Raw genomic sequence first — 22,790 nt, forward strand, 5'->3', positions numbered from 1 at the left:
CCCAAAGGATTACTTATGAATAGCGGTTACGGCTGCGGCACCGCGCACGCGCCGTCGGGCTCGCACGCCTCGCCCTCGGGGGCGGCGGGTGCGAGCACCTCGCGCCCGGCCCACGCCTGCTCCAGCGCCCGCGTGAACACCTCTGCGGGCTGGCCGCCCGAGATCCCGTAACGGCGGTCGAGCACGAAGAACGGCACGGCGTTGGCGCCCAGTTCGGCCGCCTCGCGCTCGTCGGCGCGGACCTCGGTGGCGTAGGCGGACTCGTCGGCCAGCACGGCGCGGGCCTCGGCGCCGTCCAGTCCGGCCTCGACGGCGAGCGCGGCCAGCACCTCGGGGTCGAAGACGGAGCGCTCCTCGCCGAAGTTGGCGCGGTAGGCGAGGTCGAGCAGCTCCTCCTGGCGGCCGCGGGCGGCGGCCAGGTGCAGCAGGCGGTGGATGTCGAAGGTGTTGCCGTGGTCGCGGCCCTCGGTGCGGTACGTCAGCCCCTCGGCGCGGGCGCTCGCGGCGACGTGCTCCTCCATGCCGCGCGCCTCCTCGAGGGTGCGGCCGTACTTCTTGGCCAGCATCTCCACGACGGGCGCCACCTGCCCCTTGGGGCCGTTGGGGTCGAGCTCGAAGGAGCGGAAGACGACCTCGACCTCGTCACGGTGGGCGAAGTCGGCCAGCCCCTGGGTGAAGCGGGCCTTGCCGATGTAGCACCACGGGCAGGCGATGTCGCTCCAGATCTCGACGCGCATGTTCCTTCTTCTCTCCACGGAATCAACTGTTCCGGCTTCAACCAATCGCCGCCCGGTCTCATTCCCCGGACAGGGGCCCGCGCCGGCCGCCGGCGTCCCCCGCCGCCGGCACGGTGAGCCAGAGCGTGAGGTGGGAGCCGGCCTGGGCCCCGGCGGGATCCGCGAGCCAGCCGTGGGTGGCGTAGAAGGCCTGGGCGCGGAGGTTGTGACCGTAGACCTCCAGCCGGACCCTGCGGACCCCTGCCCGGTGCCAGGCGTCCAGGCAGGCGGCGTGCAGGGCGGCACCGGTGCCCCGGCGCCAGTGCGCGGGGTCCACGTGCAGTTGGGTGAGGGTGGTCTCGCCGGCGGCGGTGCGGAAGGCGGCCACCCCGGTGAGCTCGCCGTCCCGCTCGGCGCAGAGCACCCCGCCGTCGGCTCCGGCCCGGGCGACCGCCAGGGACCAGCCCTCGCGGGTGCGCGCCAGCTCGGCCGCGCCGCCGTAGGCCTCCTCGGGGATCCGGCCCCGGTAGTAGGTGGCGCGGGCCCGGGTGTGGAGGGCGGCGATCGCGTCGAGGTCGGCGGGCTGCGCGGTTCGGATCATGGAGAAGGAAACGCGCCGGGAACCCGCCCGGTTCCCGGCGCGTCCGGCGCGGCTACTTCTTGAGCCACGCCTCCATCATCTTCTGCGCGACGGGGGCGGCCAGCTTGCCGCCGCCGATCTCCGAGCGGTCGGTGTCCGACCGCTCGATCACCACGGCGACCGCGATCTGCTTGCCGTTCAGCTTTCCGTACGAGGTGAACCAGGCGAGCGGCGACAGGCTGTTGTTCACGCCGCGCTGGGCGGTACCGGTCTTGGCGCCCACCTCGGCGCCCGGGACCTGGGCGGTCTTGCCGCCGCCCTCGGTGGCGACCGTCCTCATGGCGTCCTGGATCATCGAGGCGGTCTTTCCGTTCATGACCTGCTGGGACTTGGGGTCCTTGAAGCTCTCCAGCACGTTGCCGTTGGAGTCGGTGACCTCCGAGACCGCGTGCGGGGAGACCAGCGTGCCGCCGTTCTCGATCGCGGCCGTCACCATCGCCATCTGCAGCGGGGTCGCCTGCACGTCGAACTGGCCGATACCGGTCTGCGCGACCTGGTCGACCGACATCTTGTCCTTCGGGTACTTGCTGGCCGGGCTGGCCCAGACGGGGGTCTTCTGCACGACGTTGAAGCCGAGCTTCTCCGCCATCGCCCGCATCTTGTCCTGGCCCAGCTTGTGGGCGAACTCGGCGAAGACGTTGTTGCAGGACAGCCGCAGCGCGGTCCGCGGGGAGACGTTGTTGCAGGCCTCGTTGCCCGCCTCGCTGGGCAGCTTGGTCCGCGTGCCGGGGATCGTGTAGTCGCCGGGGATCCCGGTGGGCGTGTCGATGTTGGTGACCAGGCCGTTCTCGATGGCCGCCGCCAGGGTGACCAGCTTGAAGGTCGAGCCGGGCGCCTGCGGCTTGCGCAGCGCCGTGTTCTCCATCGCCTTGCCCTTGTCGGCGTTGAGCGCGTCCCACGCCTTCTGGTCCGCGTCGGTGGCGCCGGCGAAGCTGCCCGGGTCGAAGGACGAGTTGTTCACGACGGCCAGGATCTCGCCCGTGGACGGATCGATCGCGACGGCGGAGCCCTGCATGCCGTTCAGCGCGTCGTAGCCCGCCTTCTGGACGTTCTTGTCGATCGTGGTCAGCACGTTGCCCGGGGCGGCGCGCTTGTTGGTGAGCGTGTCCATGATCGTCTTGAGCCGGTTGTCGGAGCCGTTGAGGATGCCCTTGTAGACGCCCTCCAGCATGCTCGAACCGAAGGCCTGCGAGCTGTAGCCGGTGATCGGCGCGTACAGCGGTCCGTCGGTGTAGGTCCGCTTGTACCCGTAGGTCTTGCCGTCCGTCTTCGTGGAGCCCGTGATCGCCTCCCCGCCCACGATGATGTTCCCCAACGGGTTCTCGTACTGCCCGATGAGGTTCCGCTTGTTGTTGTCGTCGTCTGCGAGGGCCTGGCCTTGATACGCCTGCACCCAGGTGACCCGCACCATGAGGGCCAGCACCAGAAGCAGACAGAAGACCGACGCACGCCTGATCGTCTTGTTCATCCCCCAGAAGGACGTCCCGGCCGCCCCAGCCGTTCCGCTCTGCCCCGATTGTGGCGGAGTTCTCAGCCTTTCCTCATGGGGAAACCTCCCTCGTACGCCGCGATGACCGCCTGCGTACGGTCCCGGGAGCCGGTCTTGGCCAGGACCGAGGCCACGTGCGTCTTGACCGTCTGCGGGCCGACGCCCAGGCGCTCGCCCACCTCGTGGTTGGAAAGTCCGGTGGCCATCAGGCGCAGTACGTCGGCCTCCCTGTCGGTCAGCCGCGCCACCCAGGGCGCGGCGCCGGGCCCGGCGCCGGTCGGGGTGCGGGCCGCGGCCAGGGAGCGGACGGCCGCCGGGAACAGCAACGAGTCGCCCCGGGCCACCAGCCGGACCGCGCCGGTCAGCTCGTCGGCGCCGGCCCGCTTGAGGAGGAACCCGGCGGCTCCGGCGCGCAGCGCGTCGTAGACGTACGCGTCGTTCTCGAAGGTGGTGACCACGACGATCCGCGGCGGCCGCGCCATGGTGGCCAGGATCCGCTCGGTGGCCCGGATGCCGTCGATCTCGGGCATCCGGACGTCCATCAGCACTATGTCGGGGGCGAGCGCGCGGACCACGGACACGGCCTCGGTGCCGGTCGCCGCCTCCCCGACGACCGTCATGTCGGGCTCGGCCTCGAGGATGACCCGCAGGGCGGTGCGCACCATCCGCTCGTCATCGGCCAGCACGACGCGCAGCTTCGCCCGGGGCTCCGGTGCGGGCAGCCCGTTCACCGGGCCGCTCCGCCCAGGGGGAGGACGGCCCGCAGCCGCCAGTGGCCCCCGTGTGGTCCGGCCTCGAGGCGCCCGCCGAGCAGGGCGGCCCGCTCCGCGGCGCCCCGCAGCCCCCGGCCTCCGGTCATACGCGTCTCCCGGGCCTCCCCCGCCCCGGGTGCGGCGGCCGGTCCGTTCGTCATGGTGATCTCCAGTTCACGCCGTCCGCTCCGTTCCCGTACGAGGATCCGCAGGGCGACCGGGCCCGACCCGTGCCGCAGTGCGTTGCTCAGCCCCTCCTGCACGATGCGGTACGCCTCGCGGGAGGCGATCGCCGGCAGCCGCGCCCAGTCCCCGGCCGGCCCCGGATCCTCGTGCACGCCGATCGGGGTCCCCGCGGCCCGGCTGCGCGCCAGCAGCCCGTCCAGGTCGGCGGCGAGCGTCGGGGCCGGGCCGGCCGCCCCGGGCCCGGCGGCGTCCCCCTCGCGCAGCAGGCCGAGGACCGCGTCCAGCTCCCCCACCGTGCGCCGGGTGGTGTCCTCGATCGCGGCCAGCGCCTCCCGTACGAAGCCGGGGTCGCTGTCGAGCACCCGCCGGGCGGCGCCCGCCTGCAGGGTGACCGCGCTCAGCGCGTGCCCGACGGCGTCGTGCAGCTCGCGCGCCAGCCGGTTGCGGACCGCCAGGTCGGCGGCCCGCTCCTCGGCCGCCGCCAGCCGGTCCGCCGCCGTCGGCCCGAGCAGCACGGGCGCCAGCCGGGCCAGCAGCGCCGCGGCCCCGGCGGCGCACAGGGCGAGCGCCACCAGCAGGCCGATCCCCAGCCCGGGGGCCGCGTACGACTGGGCCCGGGTGCTCAGGAAGCCGAGCCCGAGCGGGAGCTCCCGCAGCGCGCTCACGAACGGCAGGGCGATCAGCACCACGGCCATGGGCGGCACCGCGAGGGTCATCCCGCTGACGAGCGCACCGACCCCCAGGTGCACGGTCCACCAGGCCGCGGCCCGTCCCCGGGCCGCCCCGCTCCGGGCCCGCCCCTCGGCGAGCCGCTCCCCCGGCACCGCGCACAGGGCCCGTACCGCGGCCACCGACAGCGGCCGGACCAGCCCGAACAGCCCGGTCACGGCCACGAGCGGGAGACTGACGGCGTAAGCGCCGAGGCTGGACGGCAAGGAGCTGAACGCGGTGGTCCCCTCTCCTGCGGCCACGCCGACCGCCACCTGCGCGAGCAGGAAGTACGGCATCAGCAGAGCCCCGCCGAGTATGAGGTGGACCCAGCCGAGACCGAGCCGCGCGGCGAAGACCCTCGCGGTGAGGAGCCGGGCGGAGAGGAGCCGGGCGGAGAGGAGCCGGCCCCGCCCCGGCCCGCCGCGCACCCTCGGCCGCCGCTTCCGCCCCGCCCCGGCCCCTACCCGGCGGCCTCCCCCCACCGTTCCCCGAGCGGCCGCCGGACGGCCGCCGGGCCGGAGCCGGTCCGGATTCCGACCCCGGTCAGGAGACCGGTTCCAGGCGGGCCGTGAACTCGCGGACCGCCGGTTCCTCTCGGTAGGGGTCCAGCCGGGAGCGGAAGTCCTCCAGGTACACCGCCCCGCGGTTCGAGCGGATCCCGGACAGCGCGTCCGCCGCCTGCGCGGCCGTCTGGCAGGCGGCCTCGACCTCCCGCTGCTGCACCCGCGCCGCCGCCAGCAGCAGCAGGCCGATCGCGCGGCGCCGCGCCTTCGTCGCCGGTAGCTCCCGCAGCGCCTCCTCCGCCCGCCTCGCCGCCGCGTCCGCCTGGCCCAGGTCCCGGTGGCAGTGCGCCAGTTCGTCCGCCAGGTACGCCTGGTCGAAGTGCCGGATCCACGCCGGGTCGTCGCCCGACTCCGGCTCCGCCCGCTCCAGCGCGGTCACCGCCCGCGAGGACAGCACCGCCGTGGCCCGGACATCGCCCAGCAGCGCGTGGCCCCGCGCCTCCGCCGCGTAGAACATCGCCTCCACGCGCGGGGTGACCTGCCCTCTCGTCCCCTCCTGCGCGGCCCGGGCCAGCTGCGCGATCTCCCGCGGATTGCCCAGTTCGGCGGCGAGGTGGCTCATCGAAGCGGCCAGGACGTAGCCCCCGTACGCACGGTCCCCGGCCGCCTGCGCCAGCCGCAGGGCCTGGATGTAGTAGCGCTGCGCGAGCCCCGGCTGGCCGGTGTCCACGGCCATGTAGCCCGCCAGCTCCGTCAGCCGGGCGACCGCCGCGAACAGCGCGCGGCCCACCGGCTCCCGGTACGAGCCGCCGATCAGCCCGGACACCACCGAGTTGAGGTAGTGCACGACCACCGGCCGCACGTGCCCGCTGCCGAAGCGGTGGTCGAGGTCCTTGAGGGCCTCGGTGGTCGCCTGGACCGCCTCCACGTCCGACATGCCCACGCGCGAGCCGCCGCTGCGCGCGACCTGCGCGTCGGCACCCGTGATCAACCAGTCGCGGCTCGGCTCCACCAGCGCGGAGGAGGCCACGCTCGATCCGGACAGGAAGTCGCGGCGCCCGACGTCGCTGCGCCACAGCTCGCAGACCTGCTCGATCGCGCCGACCACGGTCGGGGAGAACTGCAGGCCGACGCCGGAGGCGAGGTTCTTGCCGTTGGCCATGCCGATCTCGTCGATGGTGACGGTCCGGCCGAGTTTGCGCCCGAGCGCCTCGGCGATGATGCCGGGGGCCCGGCCGCGCGGCTGCTGGCCGCGCAGCCAGCGGGCCACGGAGGTCTTGTCGTAGCGGAGGTCGAGGCCGTGCTCGGCCCCGCACATGTTGACGCGCCGGGCGAGCCCGGCATTGGAGCACCCGGCTTCCTGGATGAGCGCCTGCAGCCGTTCGTTCGGCTGGCGGGCGACGAGAGGCCTGGCTGCCATGAAAAACCCCCAGAGGCCGCGGGTGACCGATGGATTGATCACTTCCCGCCTGATGTGCGGGGAATCTTCCCCATTGCGTCGTGTCGCTACCCACCTCCGGCGCCCCGGCCTCCCACGCGCCCCCCGCGATGCACCGATGCGCCCCGTATGCAGGATCGATGCTCCCGTCCCCGGCTGGTTTACGCCCGTAACCCCCGGTGACCGCAAGAGTTGTGTTGCACGTGGAAAAGACCATCGGAGTCACGGAGACCGCGCCCGTCCCCCTGCAGCGCAGTGAGCCGCTGCTGGACCATGCCGTGCGGTACACGGAAGAACGGCACTGGGACGTCTTCGCCGGCGCCTGGCTCGAGTCCGTCGACGGGCGGGAGCGGTGCTCCTGCGGGGCGGCCGACTGCCCGGCCCCCGGTGCGCACCCCGCGGTGAAGGAGTGGACCTCGCACGCCTCCGGCAGCGCCGTGCAGGTCAGGCGGCTCTGGGGCAAGAACCCGAAGGCCTCCATCCTGCTGCCGACCGGCCGGACCTTCGACGCGCTCGACGTGCCGGACGCGGCCGGCTTCCTGGCGCTCGCCCGGCTCCAGCGCATGCAGCGCACCCTCGGGCCGGTCATCGCCACCCCGGCCGGCCGGATGCTGTTCTTCGTCCTGCCGGGCGCCGGGGCGAAGGTGCCGGACCTGCTTCGCAAGATCGGCTGGCAGCCGGCCCAACTCGACCTGGCCGCGCGGGGCGAGGGCGAGTTCGTCGCCGCGCCCCCGACCCGCATCGGCGGGCGCGGGTCGGTGCAGTGGGCGCAGCCGCCGACGGCGGCGAACCGGTGGCTGCCGGACGTGGAGGAGCTGATCGACGCGCTCGCGTACGCGTGCGGCCGCGAGGCGGCGGCGGAGCGCACCCGGCGGGGCGCGTAGCCCCGGGGCGCTGACCCGCCCGTCCCGCGGCCTGCCCCGGCGGTTCCGTTCCGCCCTCCCCACCGGGGCGGGCGGAACGGAACCGCCGGGAAACTCATGACATACGTAACTGCCCCGCCCGCCGGCCCCCTCCTATGGTGAAGGAAGCAGTACACGGGGAACAGAACGAGAGGCGGGCGCATGCCGGACCAGGGCGTTGCGACGGGTGGGACCGACGGTACGAGGGGTGGCGGTGCGCGATCCGCGCCGTCCGGTGCGGCCGCCGTGCGGGTGGAAGGCCTGTGGAAGCGGTTCGGTGAGCAGGTGGCCGTCGCGGGGATCGATCTGGTGCTGCCCGCCGGGCAGTTCATCGGCCTGGTCGGGCCGAACGGCGCCGGCAAGACGACCACGCTGTCGATGGTGACCGGGCTGCTGCGCCCGGACATGGGCCGGGTGATCGTCGCAGGGCACGACGTGTGGGCGGACCCGGTCGAGGTGAAGTCCCGGATCGGCGTGCTGCCGGAGGGGCTGCGGCTCTTCGAGCGGCTCTCGGGGCGCGAACTGCTCGGCTACATGGGCCGGCTGCGGGGGCTGCCGGGCCACGAGGCGGACAGCCGGGCCACGCAGCTGCTGGACGTGCTGGACCTGGCCGGTTCGCAGAACAAGCTGATCGTCGACTACTCCACCGGCATGCGGAAGAAGATCGGCCTGGCGGCCGCGCTGCTGCACAACCCCGAAGTGCTGTTCCTGGACGAGCCGTTCGAGGGCGTCGACCCGGTGTCCGCGCAGACCATCCGCGGAGTGCTGGAACGTTACACCTCCTCCGGGGCCACGGTCGTCTTCTCCTCCCACGTCATGGAGCTCGTCGAATCGCTGTGCGACTGGGTGGCCGTCATGGCCGCCGGCCGCATCCGGGCCGCGGGCCCGCTGGCCGACGTACGGGGCGACGCGCCCTCGCTGCAGGCCGCGTTCCTGGAGCTGGTCGGGGCGCAGGGCCGGGCCACGGGCGAGTCGCTGGACTGGCTCGGCGGCGGCGCGGGCGCGAACGGCACGGGCAGCGGGGCGGTCCTGCGATGAACACGTCCGCACCCGCGGGACCGGGAACGGGACAGGGCACGGCGTCGGCCGTGGCCCCGCCGTCCACCGGCACCGGCACCGGCGCCACCTCGGCCGTCCCGGCCGTTTCCCTCACCCCCGTCTTCGTCCGCCTCAAGCTCTCCCTCCTCCGCAACGGCCTCAAGGGCTCCTCGAAGCGCAAGGCGGCCTACTTCGGCGCCCTCGCCTTCGCCGTCGTCGTCGCCTTCTTCGTCACGCTCAGCCTCGCCCTGCTGCGCGGCAACGCGCACGCGAGCTCGGTCGTCGTCCTGCTCGCGGCGGTCCTCGCCCTCGGCTGGACGTTCATGCCGCTGTTCTTCCCCACCGGGGACGAGACGCTCGACCCGAGCCGGCTGGTCATGCTGCCGCTGCGCCCGCGTCCGCTCGTACGGGCCCTGCTGGCCTCCTCGCTCGTCGGCATCGGGCCGCTGTTCACCCTGTGCCTGGCCGTCGGCTCGGCCATCGCCCTCGCCCACGGCGCCGCGGGCGCGGTGGCCGCCGTACTCGCCGTGCCGCTCCTGCTGCTCTGCTGCGTCGCGCTCGCCCGGGCGGTGGCGACGGCCAACGTACGGCTGCTGACCAGCCGCAAGGGGCGCGACCTCGCCCTGCTCAGCGGTCTGCTGATCGCCGTGGGCGCGCAGGTGGCGAACTTCGCCGCCCAGCGACTGTTCCAGAACGGCGGCCTGGAGAAGCTGGAGCCCGCCGAAGCCGTCGTCCGCTGGCTGCCGCCCGCGACCGCCGTCGGCATGGTGGACTCCGCCAGCGAGGGCGCGTACGCGGTCGCGGCCGCCCAACTGGCCGTCACCGTCGCCGCCCTGGCCCTGCTGCTGTGGTTCTGGGAGCGCGGCCTGACCAAACTCATGGTCACCCCGGACGGTTCGACGATCTCGGCGGCCAAGCCGAAGAAGGACCGGGGGGCGGGAGCCGGCGCCACCGCCCGCGGAGTGTGGTCGTTCCTGCCGGACAACCGTACGGGCGCGGCCATGCAGCGCACGCTGCGCTACATCGTCCGCGACCCGAAGACCAAGTCGGCCTGGGTGTCGGCCCTGGCGATCGGCCTGATCATCCCGGTCGCCAACGCCCTGCAGGGCAGCGGCTCGCTCTACCTGGCCTGCTTCGGCTCGGGCATGATCGGCGCCCAGATGTACAACCAGTTCGGGCAGGACACCTCGGCGTTCTGGATGGTCGCGCAGACCATTTCGAGCACCCGCGAGGCGTACGTGGAACTGCGCGCCCGCGCCCTGGCCCTCGCGCTGGTCACCGTGCCCTACACGGCGCTGGTCACGGCGGCGACGGCCGCCCTGGTCGACGACTGGCCCGGCTTCCTCGCCGTCCTGGGCCTGGCCCTGGCCCTGCTCGGCTCGATGCTGTGCACGGGGGCCGTGGCCTCGGCCCGCTTCCCGTACTCCATCCCGACGGACGGCGCCTTCAAGAACGCCGCCCCCGGCCAGGGCGCCCTGGCGTGGATGGGCATCGTCGGCGGCCTGTTCGCCTCGGCGCTGGTCTGCGCCCCGGTGATCGCCCTGACCATCTACCTCAGCGTCACGGACCAGCAGTCGCTCAGCTGGATCCTGTTCCCCCTGGGCGTGGCCTGGGGCACGCTGGCCGCCTGGGCGGGCCTGCGCATCGCGGCCCCCACGGTGGCGCGCAAGCTCCCGGAGATCCTGGTGGCGGTCAGCAAGGGCTAGGCCGGCTCTTTCGGATCTTGCCGGGCCCGCGACGCCCGGCACCGCGCCTGGCCGCGTTGTCGGGACGCCCGAGTACGTCCAGTACACGCAGCGCCCCTCCGCCTTGCCATGCACGGCACCAGACGCCGCGGGCTCGGCCGACAAGATCCGAAAGAGACGGCCTAAGCGGTACCGCCCGGGGCCAACGCCGGGGCCGGGGCCAACGCCTGCGCCAACGCCGGGGCCAGCGCCGGGGCCAGGGCGGCGTCGGCCTCGGCGAGGGCCGACGCGCCCGCGGTCAGGGAGTCGTGGACGAAGTGGACGGTGGCCCCTTCGATGCCGCAGTACTCCGAGATGCCGACCCGCAGCAGGCGCTCCACCGGCCCGTCCCAGCCCAACTCCTCGAACTTCGCCCGCGGGTAGCTCACCAGTGGGATCCAGACCATCCGCTTGCCCTTCAGGGCCGGGCGGGGGCGCCCGTAGGCGAAGCCGTTGTTCCAGACCCGGTCGATCCAGCCCTTCAGGAGGGCCGGCAGGCCGAACCACCAGAGCGGGAAGACCACCACGAGCAGGTCGGCGGCGGCGATCCGGGCCATGTGGGCCCGGGTCTCGGCGGAGTACTCCTTGTCCGGGTCGGACCAGTCCGGCTCGTCCTCGGGGCCCATCCGGGGGTCGAAGCCCTCGGCGTGCAGATCGAGCAGGTCGACCGTATGGCCTTCGGCCTCCAGCCGGGCCACGGCGCGGCGGGCCAACTGGACGGTCAGCGAGTCGGCGCGGGGGTGGGCCACGACCACCAGGGCGGCGCTCACCGGGTACCGGCGGCGGTGGCGGTTGCGGCGGAGGCGGCCGCGGGGGCCGCGGGGGCCAGGCGGACCAGCATCTTGCCGGTGTTCGCGCCGCGCATCATGCCCAGGAAGGCCTCCGCGGCGTGCTCGATGCCGTCCACGACGGTCTCCTCCGCGTGCAGGCTGCCGTCCGCCAGCCAGCCCGCCGCCCGCCCGATCCACTCCGGGAACAGGTCGAAATGGCTGGAGACCAGCATCCCGCGCAGGGTCACCTCGCGGGCCGCGGCCCGGAAGAGGTTGTCCGGGCCCACCGCCGGAGCGGTGGCGTTGTAGCCGCTGATCGCGCCGACCATGGCGATCCGGCCGCCCTGGCGCATCGCGCCGATGGCCGCCTGGAGGTGGTCCCCGCCGACCGCGTCGAGGTAGACGTCGATGCCCTCGGGGGCCGCCTGCGCGAGCTGGCCGGGCAGGTCGCCGCGGCGGTGGTCGACGGCCGCGTCGTAGCCGAACGCGTCCAGCAGTTTCCTCGTCTTCATCGGACCGCCCGCCGAGCCGATCACCCGGGAGGCCCCCAGGCGCCGCGCCAGCTGCCCGGCGACGCTGCCGACCGCGCCCGCCGCCGCCGAGACGAAGACGACGTCCCCCTCCTTGACCGGGGCGGTGCGGGTCAGCGCCGCGTACGCAGTCAGACCCGTGGTGCCCAGCGGGCCGAGGTACGAGGACGGCGAGGCGATCGCGGGGTCCACGACGGTGGCGGCGGCCGCGTCGAGGACCGCGTACTCCCGCCAGCCGAGGAAGTGCGAGACGGTCGCCCCGACCGGCACCGAGGCCGCGCGGGAGGCGACGACCTCGCCGATCGCGCTGCCTTCGAGGGCCGTGCCGAGGGCGAACGGCGGAATGTAGGAGGGGGCGTCGTCCATCCGGCCGCGCATGTACGGGTCCACGGACATCCAGGTGTTGCGGACGAGGATCTGTCCCTCGGCGGGCTCCGGGACCTCGGTGGTGACCAGGTCGAAGTGGTGGCGGCCCGGCTCGCCGACGGGGCGGGCGGCGAGGCGGATCTCACGGGAGACGGTCTCGGCGGGGATCGCGGCGCGGATCTCGGCGGGGATCGCGGAGGCGGTCCCGGTGGGGATCGCGGCGCGGATCTCGGCGGCGGTCTCGGTGCTGGTCATCCGACTGTTCCTTCCGGTGGCGGTGGCGGTGGCGGCCGCTCGGTCGCGGTCACAGGAACACCCTGTCCAGTGCCGCGCACGGGCCGCGCACGCGTCACGCACGGGCCGCCCGTGCGCCACCGGCCGTCCGCCCGCGCCCCTCTGACGGGCCCGAAGTACCGTGGGGCGCATGCGTTTCGAGGTGCTGGGGCCAGTGACCGTGCGGACCGATGACGGGACCCCGGTCCCCGTGCGGGAGCCGAAGGTACGGGCCCTGCTCGCCGCCCTCCTCGTACGCGACGGGCGGCCCGTGCCGGTGGACCGGCTGATCGAGGACCTGTGGGGCGATGCGGGCGGCGCCGCCCCGGGCAACCCCGGCAACACCCTGCAGACCAAGGTCTCCCAGCTCCGCCGCACCCTCGCCGCGGCCGAGGAGGGCGCCCGCGCCCTGGTCACGTACGGTCCGGCGGGCTACGCCCTGCACGCGCCCGCCGCCTCCGTGGACGCGGCCCGGTTCACGGAGCTGGCGGCGGCCGCCCGCACGGAGGCGGAGCCGGGCACCAGGGCGGAGCTGCTGGCCGGGGCGCTCGGGCTGTGGCGGGGCGACGCCTACGCCGACTTCCGCGACGCGGAGTTCGCCCGGGCGGCGGCGGCCCGGCTGGAGGAGCAGCGGATCACGGCGTACGAGGACCTGGCCGAGGCCCGCCTCGAACTCGGCGGACACCAGGCGCTGGCCGATGAGCTGGCGGGCCTGGTCGAGCGGTACCCGCTGCGCCAGCGGCTGCGCGGCAGCCGGATGCGCGCCCTGTACCGCGCGGGCCGGCAGAGCGAGGCGCTCGCCGTCTACGGGGAACTGCGCGAGCTGTTCGCCGAGGAACTCGGCATCGACCCGGGGGCGGAGCTCGCCGCGCTCCACGGGGCGATCCTGCGGCAGGACCCCGAACTGTCGGGCCCGGCAGCGGCCGTGACCCCGGCGATGCCTCTGGACCCGACAGCCCAGGCCGGACCGGCAGCCCGGGCGGGACGGGACGCGTGGCGCGGCCCGGACGGCTGGCGCGGCCCGGACGGCCGGCCGCGGGGCGGGAACCTGCCCGCCCCCGTCAGCTCGCTGGTGGGCCGCGAGGACGCCGTCGACCGGGTGTGCGCGGCGCTCGGGGCCGGCCGGCTGGTGACGCTCACCGGGCCCGGCGGCGTCGGCAAGACGCGGCTCGCGCTCGCCGCGGCGGCCCGGCTGGAGGACGCGTACCCCGACGGCGTGTGGTTCGTGGAACTCGCGGGCACGACCGCCCCGTTGACCCCGGACACGGTGGCCGCCGCGATCGGGGTGCGCGAGGACGACGCGGGCGGCGGCGCCCTGGAGGACCGGCTCGCCGAGGCCTTGCGGCGGCGTACGGCGCTGCTCGTCCTCGACAACTGCGAACACCTCGTCCCGGCCGTCGCCGCCCTCGCCGAGCGGCTGCTGCGCCGCGCCCCCGGCCTGCGGATCCTCGCCACCAGCCAGGAGCCGCTCGCACTCTCGGGCGAGGTGCTCCAAGCCGTCGCACCGCTCGAAGAGGCCCAGGCCGTGGCGCTGTTCGCGGCCCGCGCCGCGGCCGCCGCCCCCGGCTTCGCCCTCGGCCCCGCCACCGCCGAGGCCGCCGCCCTCATCTGCCGCCGGCTGGACGGCATCCCGCTCGCGCTGGAGCTGGCCGCCACACGGGTGCGGGTGCTCGGGGTGGAGGCGCTGGCCGAGCGGCTCCACGACCGGTTCCGGCTGCTCAACCAGGTGCGCCGGGACGCCCCGGCCCGGCAGCGCACGCTGCGCGCGGTGATCGACTGGAGCTGGGAGCTGCTGTCCCCGGCGGAATCGACGGTGCTGCGCCGGCTGTCGGTGTTCGCGGGCGGGTTCACGCTGGAGGCGGCCGAGGAGGTGTGCGCGGGCGGGGAGGTGGCCGCCGAGGAGGTCCTCGACCTGGTCACGCGGCTGGTGGACTGCTCGCTGGTGGCCTCGGCGTACGGGGACTCGCGCCTGAGGCTGCTGGAGTCGGTGGCGGCGTACGGGCTGGAGCGGCTGGACGCGGCCGGCGAGACCTGGGCGACCCGGCAGCGGCACGCGGAGTACCACACCGGGCTCGCGGAGCGCGCGGCCGAGCGCCTGCACGGGCCCGAGCAGGGCGAATGGCTGCGGCGGCTCGACCGGGAGGGCCCCAACACCCGGGCCGCACTGGAGCACGCGGGGCCGGGCGCCCTGGGGCTGCGGCTGGTCGAGGCGCAGACCTGGTACTGGTTCCTGCGCGGCCGTGTCAGGGAGGCCGTCGAGGCCACGGGGGCGGCGGGCTCGGCGGTCCGGCACGCCGCCTTCTCGCTGCTCGGCGGGGACGACAGCCTGCTGGACCGGGACTTCTCCGGGGCCGACCTGCGGGGGCGCTGGCTGCTGGCCTACGCGCGGTGCGGCTTCGGGTCCGGTAGCCCGGGCGGCGAACTCACCCTGCTCCCCGGGCAGTTCCACGAGGCCGGCGACCGGTGGGGCGAGGCCGTCGCGCTGCTCACGCTCGCGACGCGGGCGCTCTACGACGGCGACCTCGTGGAGCTGCGCCGCAACGCGGAGGCGGCAGCGGCGATGTTCGCCGAGCTCGGGGACCGGTGGGGGCAGCTGCAGGCTTCCGAGCAGCTGGGCATCCTCGCCGAGGTGACCGGTGACTACGCGGCGGCGGCCCGGCTGCACGAGGACGGCGTACGGGACGCGCAGGAGCTGGAGTTGTGGACGCACGCCTCGTTCCGGCTGGCCCGGCAGGGGCGGATCGCGCTGCTGACCGGCGATCTCGCGGGCGCGGCCGAGTTGCACGGGCGGGCCCTGCGGCTGGCGGTGGAGCAGTGCCACCGGCCGGCGGAGCAGTTCGCGGAGCTCGGGCTGGCGCTGGGCGCGCGGCGGGCCGGCGATCTGGACGGCGCCGAGGCCCGGCTGCGGCCGTGGCTCGCGTGGAACCGGCGGCTCGGGGTGGACTCCGGGGCGGCGCTGGTCCTGGCGGAGCTGGGCTACGCGGCGGAGTTGCGGGCGGACCCGGCCGCGGCGGAGTCCCTGCACCGCGAGGGCCTGGCGGCGGCCCGCCGTACGGGGGACCCACGGGCCCTCGCGCTGGCCCTGGAGGGTCTGGCGGGCATCCTCCCGGCCGACCGGGCGGCGTCCCTCCTGGGCACGGCCGAGGCCCTGCGCGCCTCGGTGGGCACCCCGCTCCCGGCGGCGGAGCGCACCGACTCCGACCGGGCGGCGGCCCGTGCCCGGGTGGCCTTGGGCGCGGAGGCCTTCGCCGCCGCGTTCAGGGCGGGCGGGGAGCTCGCCCCGGCGGAGCAGCTCGCGCTGCTGGACACCGGCTCCTGACCGGCTCCTGACCGGCTCCTGACCGGCTCTTGACCGGCTCTCCTGACCGCCTTCAGGCCGAGGTCTTGATGCCGTCGAGGAAGGGCTCGACGGCCTCGCGCCAGGCGGTCGGCTGGTCGTAGTGGAGGTAGTGGCCGGCGTCCGGGATCTCCGCGTACTGGCCGGCCGGGAGGACCCGGACCATCTCCTGGGCCTCGGCGCGGCCCAGTTCGCCGTCCAGGCCGCGGACGACCAGGGTCGGGCAGCGGACCTGCGCGAGCTCCTCCCAGTGCGCGTCGTGGACCCACGTCTCGCGCGCGGTCAGCATCTGGCTGCGCGAGAACAGCGGGCGCCAGCCGTCATCGGCCTCGTGCATCACTTCGGCGAAGAACGCGCCCCGGCCGGGATCGGGGCGCTCCACGCGCGGATCGTCCTCGCCGAACCAGCGGCGGGCCGCGTCCTGCGTGGGGAAGGGCAGGGGCCAGCGGCGGAACCAGTCCTCCCACTCCTGCTGCGAGGCCTCCCCGAGGGCGGACGCCCGCATGTCGCAGATGACCAGGGCCGCCACGAGGTCGGGGCGCCGGGCCGCGAGCTGCCAGGCGGTGAGGGCGCCCATGGAGTGGCCGATCAGGGTCACGGGGGCGAGGCCGAGCTGCTCGATGACGGCTTCGGCATCGGCCACGAAGGCTTCGCGGCCGTAGGAGGCGGAGCCGCCGGAGCCGACCGGCGGGCGGGCGCTCTGGCCGTGCCCGCGCTGGTCGAGGGCCACGACGCGACGGTTGGCGCAGAGCCAGCGGGCGGTGCCGGCCCAGTGGAACGCGCGGCCCATCAGACCGTGGAGTAAGAGGGCGGCGGGCTCCCTCGACGGCTCCGCGGGCTCCCTCGGCGGCTCCGCGGCCGCTGCCCGGAACTCCCAGGCGGCCAGGCGCACGCCATCGGCCCCTGTCACATCGAAGCGCTGTACCACCGCAGATGCACCCCCTTCGCTCCCGGCCACAGTATCGAACCCCCATTCGAAAACGGGGTTCTCACCGACAACACCGCTCTTTCGAGTGACCTTGCTCAAGGATTGGCCGCCGCTGCCGATGGAGATCCTTTCAACAGGGAGGCGGGCCGCTCGGGGAAGACGGTCCGAAGGGGATGACCTTGAGAGCTCGGGGCTCCAGGTCAGACAGGGGAGGACTGGTCCCGGCGCCGCAAGGCGCCGGGACCATCCACATCCATACCGATCCGCACCGCTCCAGACCGACCGACACCGGCCGGATTCGCTCGCACAGGCGACCCAGTCGAACGCGCGTGCGTCAGCACGCGTTTCGGGCCTTCGGTGCTCCAGTCAGCTCGACTCGGTCGAGCTCGGCTCCTGTCCTCAGCGCTTGGCCACGAACACGTGGGAGGCGACCTCCGCCTCCAGCTCCGCGGCCTCGCCACCGCTGCCGACGAGCACTCCGCCCGGCGACTCGGTCACGCTGACCACCGAGCCGGGCTGCACGCCGGCCCGCCGCAGCGTGTACATCAGCTGCGCGTCCGTCTGGATCGGCTCGCCGATCCGGCGGATGACGACGGTCTTGCCCTCGACGCCCGGGTCGAGCTCCGAGAGGCTGACCATGCCCTCCTCCAGGAACGGATCCGCCTCGGCCTTCTCCCCCAGCTCCTCCAGGCCCGGGATCGGGTTGCCGTACGGAGACTCGGTCGGGTGGCGCAGCAGCTCCAGCACCCGCCGCTCCACGGCCTCGCTCATCACGTGCTCCCAGCGGCAGGCCTCGGCGTGCACGTGCTCCCACTCCAGGCCGATGACGTCGACGAGCAGACACTCGGCGAGCCGGTGCTTGCGCATCACGCGCGTCGCCAGCCGCCGGCCCTCCTCCGTCAGCTCGAGGTGCCGGTCGCTCGCGACGGCCACCAGGCCGTCGCGCTCCATCCGCGCCACCGTCTGGCTCACCGTCGGGCCGCTCTGGTCGAGCCGCTCGGCGATGCGGGCGCGCATGGGGACCACACCTTCCTCTTCCAGCTCGAGGATGGTGCGGAGGTACATCTCCGTGGTATCGATCAGTCCGGACATTCGTGCCCCTCGGATTGCGTGCGCTGGCCCTGCCCCCAATTCTGACGCATCAGGCCGACAACCGTCCCGTGCCGGAGGGCAAGGCCCGTTCCGGACTGTCCGAAACGTGCCCCAGGACCCCTCCCGCCCCTCTCATTCCGGATGCCCCCGGGCCTTTCGTCCCTTGGATGGACGTTCGTATTGACAGGCCCTTGGTCCAGACCGCACGGTGAGCGGCGGACACGGACTTCACCCTCACCCCACTCCCACCCCGGAAGGCCATCGGCGTATGAGCGAGAGCAAGCTGGCCGGTCAGTTCTTCGACGCCGCGATCGGCCTGTTGGAGCGGGTGCGGGACGAGGAGTCCGGGCGCATCGGCGAGGCCGGCACGGTCATCGCGGACGCCGTCGCCGCCGGGAACAAGCTCTTCGCCTTCGGCGCCGGCCACTCCTCGCTCCCCGCCCAGGACGTCGTGTACCGGGCCGGCGGACTCGCCCTGATGAACTTCCTCGCCGTCCCCGGCACCGCCGGCATCGACGTCATGCCCGCCACCCTCGGCAGCGCCCTGGAGCGCGTCGACGGCCTCGCCGGAGCCGTCCTGGACAGCAGCCCCGCCGGCGACGGCGACGTCCTCGTGATCATCTCCCTCTCCGGGCGCAACGCGCTGCCGGTCGAGATGGCCATGAACGCCCGCGCGATCGGCCTCAAGGTCATCGGCGTGACCTCGGTCGCCTACTCCACCGAGACCAAGTCCCGCCACGTCTCCGGCACCTTCCTCAAGGACCACTGCGACATCGTCCTCGACAGCAAGATCGCGGTCGGCGACGCCGAGCTCACCCTCGACGGCATCGAAGCCCCGTTCGCCCCCGCCTCCACCGTCGTGACCAGCGCGATCATGCAGGCGGTCATGGCCGCCGCGGCCGGCGAGCTCGCCGCCCGCGGAGTCGAGCCCCCGCTGCTGCGCTCGGGCAACGTCGACGGCGGCCACGAGTGGAACGGCCGCGTGATGCAGGAGTACGGCGACCGGATCTTCTTCCGCCATTAGGCCGTCGCTTTCGAATCTTGCCGGGCTCGCTGCGCGGGCGCGGGGCCGGATCGGGCGCGGACGGTCGCTGTCACTGACCGTCCGGCCCCAGTCCCGCGCCCGGACCCGTACCGCCGCCACCCGCCAGGTCCAGGTCCGCCGCGACCCGGGCCGCGACCTCCTCCGCGTACACGGCGTCCGCCCGATCGAAGGCGGCCCGCGAGGGCCCGCGCAGGAACGTCAGGGTCCCCAGGCTCCGCCCCCGGCTGCGCAGCACCGCGCACAGCGCGTGCGCCGCGCCCTCCGGCCAGCGCCGGGCGCGCGCCCAGTCCCCCGCCGCCCCGCCGGGCGGCGCGCTGGCGCGCACCGACCCGTTCCGGTCCAGCGCCTGCAGCGCCGGGTGCCCGGCCTCGTACCGCACGGGGATCGCCCCGGGCTCGGGGAGCCCCGGCAGGCCCGGCGGGGTCGCCGCCCAGCGCAGCAGCCGCCCGCGCCCCGGGTCCGCCACGTCGAGGAGGGCGTGCTCGGCGAAGCCCGCCAGGGCGAACTCCAGCCGTACGGCCGCCGCCTCCGCCGGGTCCTCGCACTCGGCGGCCGCCCGCCCGGCCCGGTACAGCTGATGGGAGCGGAACCGCAGCTGCGCCGTGTCCAGCTGCGCCTTCCGGGCCTCGGTGACGTCCTGGAACAGCAGGGCGACGCCGAGCGGTACGGGCTCCTCCGCGAGCGGCGAGGCCAGGCGCAGGAACCCGCAGCGCCAGCACCGCCGCCGCGCGCCCTCAGGGGTGCGTACGGACACCCACAGCTCCACCGGGGCCGGGGGCGCACCCTCGGCCAGTACGTGCTGCAGGGCCCCTTCCAGCTCCTCCACGCCCTGCGCCAGCAGCTCGCCCAGCGGGCGGCCGAGCAGGACGGTGCGGCCGGAGCCGAAGGCGCGGGCGGCGTGCGCGTTGACGACGGCCGGGCGCAGGTCCACGTCGACGAGGACCACGCCCCAGGAGGCGTCCTCCATCAGCGCCTCGCTCAGGGCGATGGACCGCTCCAGGTCGATCTGCGCGTGCACCTCACTGAAGGCGCAGTACACCCCGGCCGGTTTGCCGTCGGCGCCGGGCACCCCGGCGGACTGGGTCCGTACGAGCACCCGTCCGCCGTCCTTGGTCAGCAGCGCGAACTCGTGCACCTGCCGCCCGGGAACCTCCTGGGCGGCCATGAGTCTGTCCTGTACGTCCTGCGCGTCGGCGGCCCGTACGGCCCACCCCGCGAACCCCTTGCGCCCCACGGCCTCGCCCGCGGACCAGCCCAGGATCCGCTCGGCCTCGCGGTTCCAGTGGGTGATCACGCCGTCGGAGTCGAACGCGCACAGAGCGGCGTCCATCCCGTCGAGCAGCGCTGCGAGCAGATCGTCGGTGGTCTCACTACGTCCGGAAGCAGTCACCTGGGCCCCCTGCAGGTGTTCGCGTGTGCGGCACGTCACAGCATTGAACTCGAACGTGACGCAGCCCACACCCGCTTCCCGCAATCCTCCCGGTTTGTCCCGGCCGCGGGGGTGGCGGTCAGTCGAAGAGCGCCACGCAGAGCACGACGACGGCGATGATCACGACCACGAAGACGGTGGGGGCCACCCATCCCGTACTGGCCCGCAGCCACCGGTCCCGCCGCGCGGCGGCCCGGGCGATGCGCCCCTCCGTCTCCGGATCCCGCTGCCACCCCGGCCCGCGGCACTCGGCCCGGCGCCCCCCTCTCCCGCACCGGCCTCCCCCGCGCCCTCCGCGCCGGCGGCTTCCGCGCCGGCCGCGCCGGCTCCGGCGGCCCCCTCCGCGGCCAACACACCCGCCCCGGCCGGTTCCCTCGCGGAGACCGGCTCGGACTCCGCCACCGGTCTGTACACCGGTCCGGCCGCCGCGTGCATCGCCCTCGGCGGCGCCGCCGCCTGGTTCAGCGCCCGCCGCCGCAAGGCCGTCCGCGGCTGAGTCCCGACCTTCGGCGAAATTCACTTGAGGGGCTCCCGCGGGGGTGCCTACAGTGGCGGCACACAGAAGGGAGGTGGTTACCGAAATGTACGGAAACCGGACGCGTGAGGTGGCTGCGGGCTAAAGCGCCCGCTGTCGCACGCACCCAGTGCGGTGCCCGGCGGAGTCGCCGGCGCCAATCCCAAGCAGTCACCCGACCCGCGGGCTCGCCGGTACGTCCGGCCGGCTTCTCCCCACTGCAGGGGGAGAGACCCGAGCCCGCGGGTCGTCTGCGTTCCCGGAGCCTCCCCGGGCCTCCCGTCGGCCCCGCGCCGCTACGGGCAGAGGCGTTCCACCCGCCATTTCCCGGCCTCCAGGACGTACTTCAGGCGGTCGTGCAGGCGGTTCTCGTGGCCCTGCCAGAACTCCACCGCGTCAGGGACCACGCGGATGCCGCCCCACTGCGGCGGCACCGGGACCTGTTCGCCCTCCGGGTAGCGGGCCTCCAGCTCCGCGTAGCGGCGGTCCAGCTCATCGCGCGAGGCGATGACCGCCGACTGCTCGCTCGCCCAGGCGCCCAGCTGCGAGCCGTGCGGGCGGGAGCGGAAGTACGCGGCCGTCTCTTCGCGGCCGATGCGGGAGGCGGTGCCCGTCACGACGACCTGGCGGGCGATCGGATGCCAGGGGAAGAGCAGGGAGACGTACGGGTTCGCGGCGATCTCGCGGCCCTTGCGGGATTCGTGGTTCGTGAAGAAGACGAAGCCCCCCTCGTCGAACTGCTTCAGGAGCACCGTGCGCGAGCTGGGCCGGCCGTCGGGGGTCGCGGTCGAGACGATCATCGCGTTGGGCTCGAAGACGTGCGCCTCGGCGGCGTCCCGGAACCAGCGGGCGAACTGGTCCATCGGCTCCTCGGCGAGGCTCTCCTCGGTGACGAGCTGCGAGCGGTACTGCTTGCGCATGACGGCGGGGTCAAGGTGCTGAGCGTTCACCCGGCCATCCTCCCCCAGCGGACGCGCGACGGGTGTGCCGTATGTCACGCTTCCCCGCGCCTTGGGGAACGGACAAAATCTTGGGGCCGGTCCGACGGTTCCACAGGGGTGACCATCGGCCGTGCCGGGCATCAACGGGGATGACCGCGCCGGACCGCGAATCACGCCGGGAGCCGCGCGTGTTCGCACTATCTGAGGAGCTGCCTGATGTCCGACTTCGTACCCGGGCTCGAGGGAGTCGTCGCGTTCGAAACGGAGATCGCCGAACCCGACAAGGAAGGCGGGTCTCTGCGCTACCGGGGTGTCGACATCGAAGACCTCGTGGGCCACGTCTCCTTCGGGAACGTCTGGGGTCTGCTGGTCGACGGTGCCTTCAACCCCGGCCTGCCGGCCGCCGAGCCCTTCCCGATCCCGGTGCACTCCGGTGACATCCGGGTCGACGTGCAGTCGGCGCTCGCCATGCTCGCCCCCGTGTGGGGCCTGAAACCGCTGCTCGACATCGACGAGCGGACCGCGCGCGACGATCTGGCGCGCGCCGCCGTGATGGCCCTTTCGTACGTCGCCCAGTCCGCCCGCGGCCAGGGCCGGCCGATGGTCCCGCAGAGCGAGATCGACAAGGCCGAGTCCGTGGTCGAGCGGTTCATGATCCGCTGGCGGGGCGAGCCCGACCCGAAGCACGTCAAGGCCGTCGACGCGTACTGGACCTCGGCCGCCGAGCACGGGATGAACGCCTCCACGTTCACCGCGCGGGTGATCGCCTCGACCGGTGCCGATGTCGCTGCCGCGCTGTCGGGTGCGGTCGGCGCGATGTCCGGGCCGCTGCACGGCGGGGCGCCCTCGCGGGTGCTCGGCATGATCGAGGAGATCGAGCGCACCGGCGACGCCGTGGCGTACGTGAAGAAGGCCCTGGACAAGGGCGAGCGGCTGATGGGCTTCGGCCACCGCGTCTACCGCGCCGAGGACCCGCGCGCCCGCGTGCTGCGGCGCACGGCCAAGGAGCTGGACGCCCCGCGCTACGAGGTGGCGGCCGCGCTGGAGAAGGCCGCGCTGGAGGAGCTGCACGCTCGGCGGCCCGACCGGGTGCTCGCGACCAACGTGGAGTTCTGGGCCGCGATCATGCTGGACTTCGCGGAGGTCCCGGCGCACATGTTCACCTCGATGTTCACCTGCGCCCGTACCGCCGGCTGGTCGGCGCACATCCTGGAGCAGAAGCGCACGGGCCGCCTGGTGCGGCCCTCGGCCCGCTACACCGGGCCGGGGCTGCGCAAGCCGAGCGGGATCGAGGGTTACGCCGACATCACCGACCTGACGCGCGGCTGAGGTTTCCTCCTCGGCTGCCACCGCACAGGGCCGCCGGATCGTGGGACTGGGCGCCGCATCCCTCACGGGGTGCGGCGCCCGTCGTCGTCTGTGAGCGTCGTCGTCTGTGAGCGTCGTGGGTGGCTACCGTCGTGGGC

Annotated in this window: 18 protein-coding genes; 6 read left to right on the forward strand and 12 right to left on the reverse strand. The window is 74.3% G+C overall.

Translation table 11 applies throughout. The features are described from left to right. Positions 1-26: 26 nt before the first annotated feature. The 6 genes from DRB89_RS24960 to DRB89_RS24985 form a co-directional block, all read right to left on the reverse strand. Positions 27-737: a DsbA family oxidoreductase gene (locus tag DRB89_RS24960; RefSeq protein ID WP_112449295.1), complete on the reverse strand. Its 711-nt coding sequence runs from the start codon at positions 735-737 to the stop codon at positions 27-29. A gap of 58 nt (positions 738-795) precedes the next feature. Then, positions 796-1,317 carry a GNAT family N-acetyltransferase gene (locus tag DRB89_RS24965; RefSeq protein ID WP_112449296.1) on the reverse strand — a complete coding sequence of 174 codons (522 nt, stop codon included), beginning with the start codon at positions 1,315-1,317 and terminating at the stop codon, positions 796-798. 52 nt (positions 1,318-1,369) lie between these two features. Further along, a complete protein-coding gene (locus DRB89_RS24970) occupies positions 1,370-2,824 on the reverse strand; it encodes a penicillin-binding transpeptidase domain-containing protein (protein ID WP_112449297.1) in 1,455 nt (484 codons plus the stop codon). A gap of 62 nt (positions 2,825-2,886) precedes the next feature. Then, the gene (locus tag DRB89_RS24975) at positions 2,887-3,540 is read right to left on the reverse strand and encodes a response regulator transcription factor (RefSeq protein ID WP_112453501.1); all 654 of its coding nucleotides are present in this window, start codon (positions 3,538-3,540) and stop codon (positions 2,887-2,889) included. Between the two features lie 32 nt (positions 3,541-3,572). After that, positions 3,573-4,811: a histidine kinase gene (locus DRB89_RS24980; protein ID WP_239516853.1), complete on the reverse strand. Its 1,239-nt coding sequence runs from the start codon at positions 4,809-4,811 to the stop codon at positions 3,573-3,575. 226 nt (positions 4,812-5,037) lie between these two features. After that, the gene (locus tag DRB89_RS24985; protein ID WP_112453912.1) at positions 5,038-6,417 is read right to left on the reverse strand and encodes a transcriptional regulator; all 1,380 of its coding nucleotides are present in this window, start codon (positions 6,415-6,417) and stop codon (positions 5,038-5,040) included. 221 nt (positions 6,418-6,638) lie between these two features. Between DRB89_RS24985 and DRB89_RS24990 the strand changes: the two genes are divergently transcribed. The 3 genes from DRB89_RS24990 (at position 6,639) to DRB89_RS25000 (ending at position 10,081) form a co-directional block, all read left to right on the forward strand. Further along, positions 6,639-7,319 (forward strand): bifunctional DNA primase/polymerase, encoded by a 681-nt coding sequence (locus DRB89_RS24990; protein ID WP_112451473.1) that lies wholly within the window; start codon positions 6,639-6,641, stop codon positions 7,317-7,319. Between the two features lie 180 nt (positions 7,320-7,499). Next, positions 7,500-8,375, forward strand: coding sequence for an ABC transporter ATP-binding protein (locus DRB89_RS24995; protein ID WP_112451472.1), 876 nt, complete (start codon positions 7,500-7,502; stop codon positions 8,373-8,375). Then, positions 8,372-10,081, forward strand: coding sequence for a transporter (locus DRB89_RS25000; RefSeq protein ID WP_239516323.1), 1,710 nt, complete (start codon positions 8,372-8,374; stop codon positions 10,079-10,081). The genes DRB89_RS24995 and DRB89_RS25000 overlap by 4 nt, the downstream gene beginning before the upstream one ends. 161 nt (positions 10,082-10,242) lie before the next feature. Here the strand turns inward: DRB89_RS25000 and DRB89_RS25005 are convergent, their stop codons facing one another. Beyond that, positions 10,243-10,869, reverse strand: a complete 627-nt coding sequence (locus DRB89_RS25005; RefSeq protein WP_112451470.1) for an NAD(P)H oxidoreductase — start codon at positions 10,867-10,869, stop codon at positions 10,243-10,245. Next, entirely contained in the window at positions 10,866-12,020 is a 1,155-nt protein-coding gene (locus DRB89_RS25010; RefSeq protein WP_112451469.1) for an NADP-dependent oxidoreductase, read from the reverse strand. Before DRB89_RS25010 ends, DRB89_RS25005 begins: the two co-directional genes overlap by 4 nt. A 169-nt stretch (positions 12,021-12,189) precedes the next feature. Between DRB89_RS25010 and DRB89_RS46040 the strand changes: the two genes are divergently transcribed. Then, on the forward strand, positions 12,190-15,357 hold the full coding sequence (locus tag DRB89_RS46040) for a BTAD domain-containing putative transcriptional regulator (RefSeq protein ID WP_112451468.1): 3,168 nt from the start codon (positions 12,190-12,192) through the stop codon (positions 15,355-15,357). Between the two features lie 52 nt (positions 15,358-15,409). On the opposite strand, the gene DRB89_RS25020 is transcribed toward DRB89_RS46040, so the two are convergent. Together DRB89_RS25020 and DRB89_RS25025 are read right to left on the reverse strand one after the other, a co-directional pair. Continuing rightward, positions 15,410-16,303: an alpha/beta hydrolase gene (locus DRB89_RS25020; protein ID WP_112451467.1), complete on the reverse strand. Its 894-nt coding sequence runs from the start codon at positions 16,301-16,303 to the stop codon at positions 15,410-15,412. Positions 16,304-16,702: 399 nt separating this feature from the next. Beyond that, positions 16,703-17,395: a metal-dependent transcriptional regulator gene (locus DRB89_RS25025; protein ID WP_112451466.1), complete on the reverse strand. Its 693-nt coding sequence runs from the start codon at positions 17,393-17,395 to the stop codon at positions 16,703-16,705. A gap of 268 nt (positions 17,396-17,663) precedes the next feature. On the opposite strand from DRB89_RS25025, the gene DRB89_RS25030 reads away from it, so the two are divergent. Continuing rightward, positions 17,664-18,419, forward strand: a complete 756-nt coding sequence (locus tag DRB89_RS25030) for an SIS domain-containing protein (protein WP_112452455.1) — start codon at positions 17,664-17,666, stop codon at positions 18,417-18,419. 70 nt (positions 18,420-18,489) lie between these two features. On the opposite strand, the gene DRB89_RS25035 is transcribed toward DRB89_RS25030, so the two are convergent. Next, the gene (locus DRB89_RS25035) at positions 18,490-19,830 is read right to left on the reverse strand and encodes a PAS domain-containing protein (protein ID WP_112454247.1); all 1,341 of its coding nucleotides are present in this window, start codon (positions 19,828-19,830) and stop codon (positions 18,490-18,492) included. A gap of 849 nt (positions 19,831-20,679) precedes the next feature. Beyond that, the gene (gene pdxH, locus DRB89_RS25045) at positions 20,680-21,303 is read right to left on the reverse strand and encodes a pyridoxamine 5'-phosphate oxidase (protein ID WP_112454245.1); all 624 of its coding nucleotides are present in this window, start codon (positions 21,301-21,303) and stop codon (positions 20,680-20,682) included. Between the two features lie 237 nt (positions 21,304-21,540). Here pdxH and DRB89_RS25050 point away from each other — a divergent pair, with 237 nt between their 5' ends. Continuing rightward, on the forward strand, positions 21,541-22,653 hold the full coding sequence (locus DRB89_RS25050; RefSeq protein WP_112452454.1) for a citrate synthase 2: 1,113 nt from the start codon (positions 21,541-21,543) through the stop codon (positions 22,651-22,653). Positions 22,654-22,790: the final 137 nt, after the last annotated feature.

This window comes from Streptomyces sp. ICC4 (genome assembly GCF_003287915.1).
In the GTDB taxonomy this organism is placed as follows: Bacteria; Actinomycetota; Actinomycetes; order Streptomycetales; family Streptomycetaceae; genus Streptomyces; species Streptomyces tritrimontium.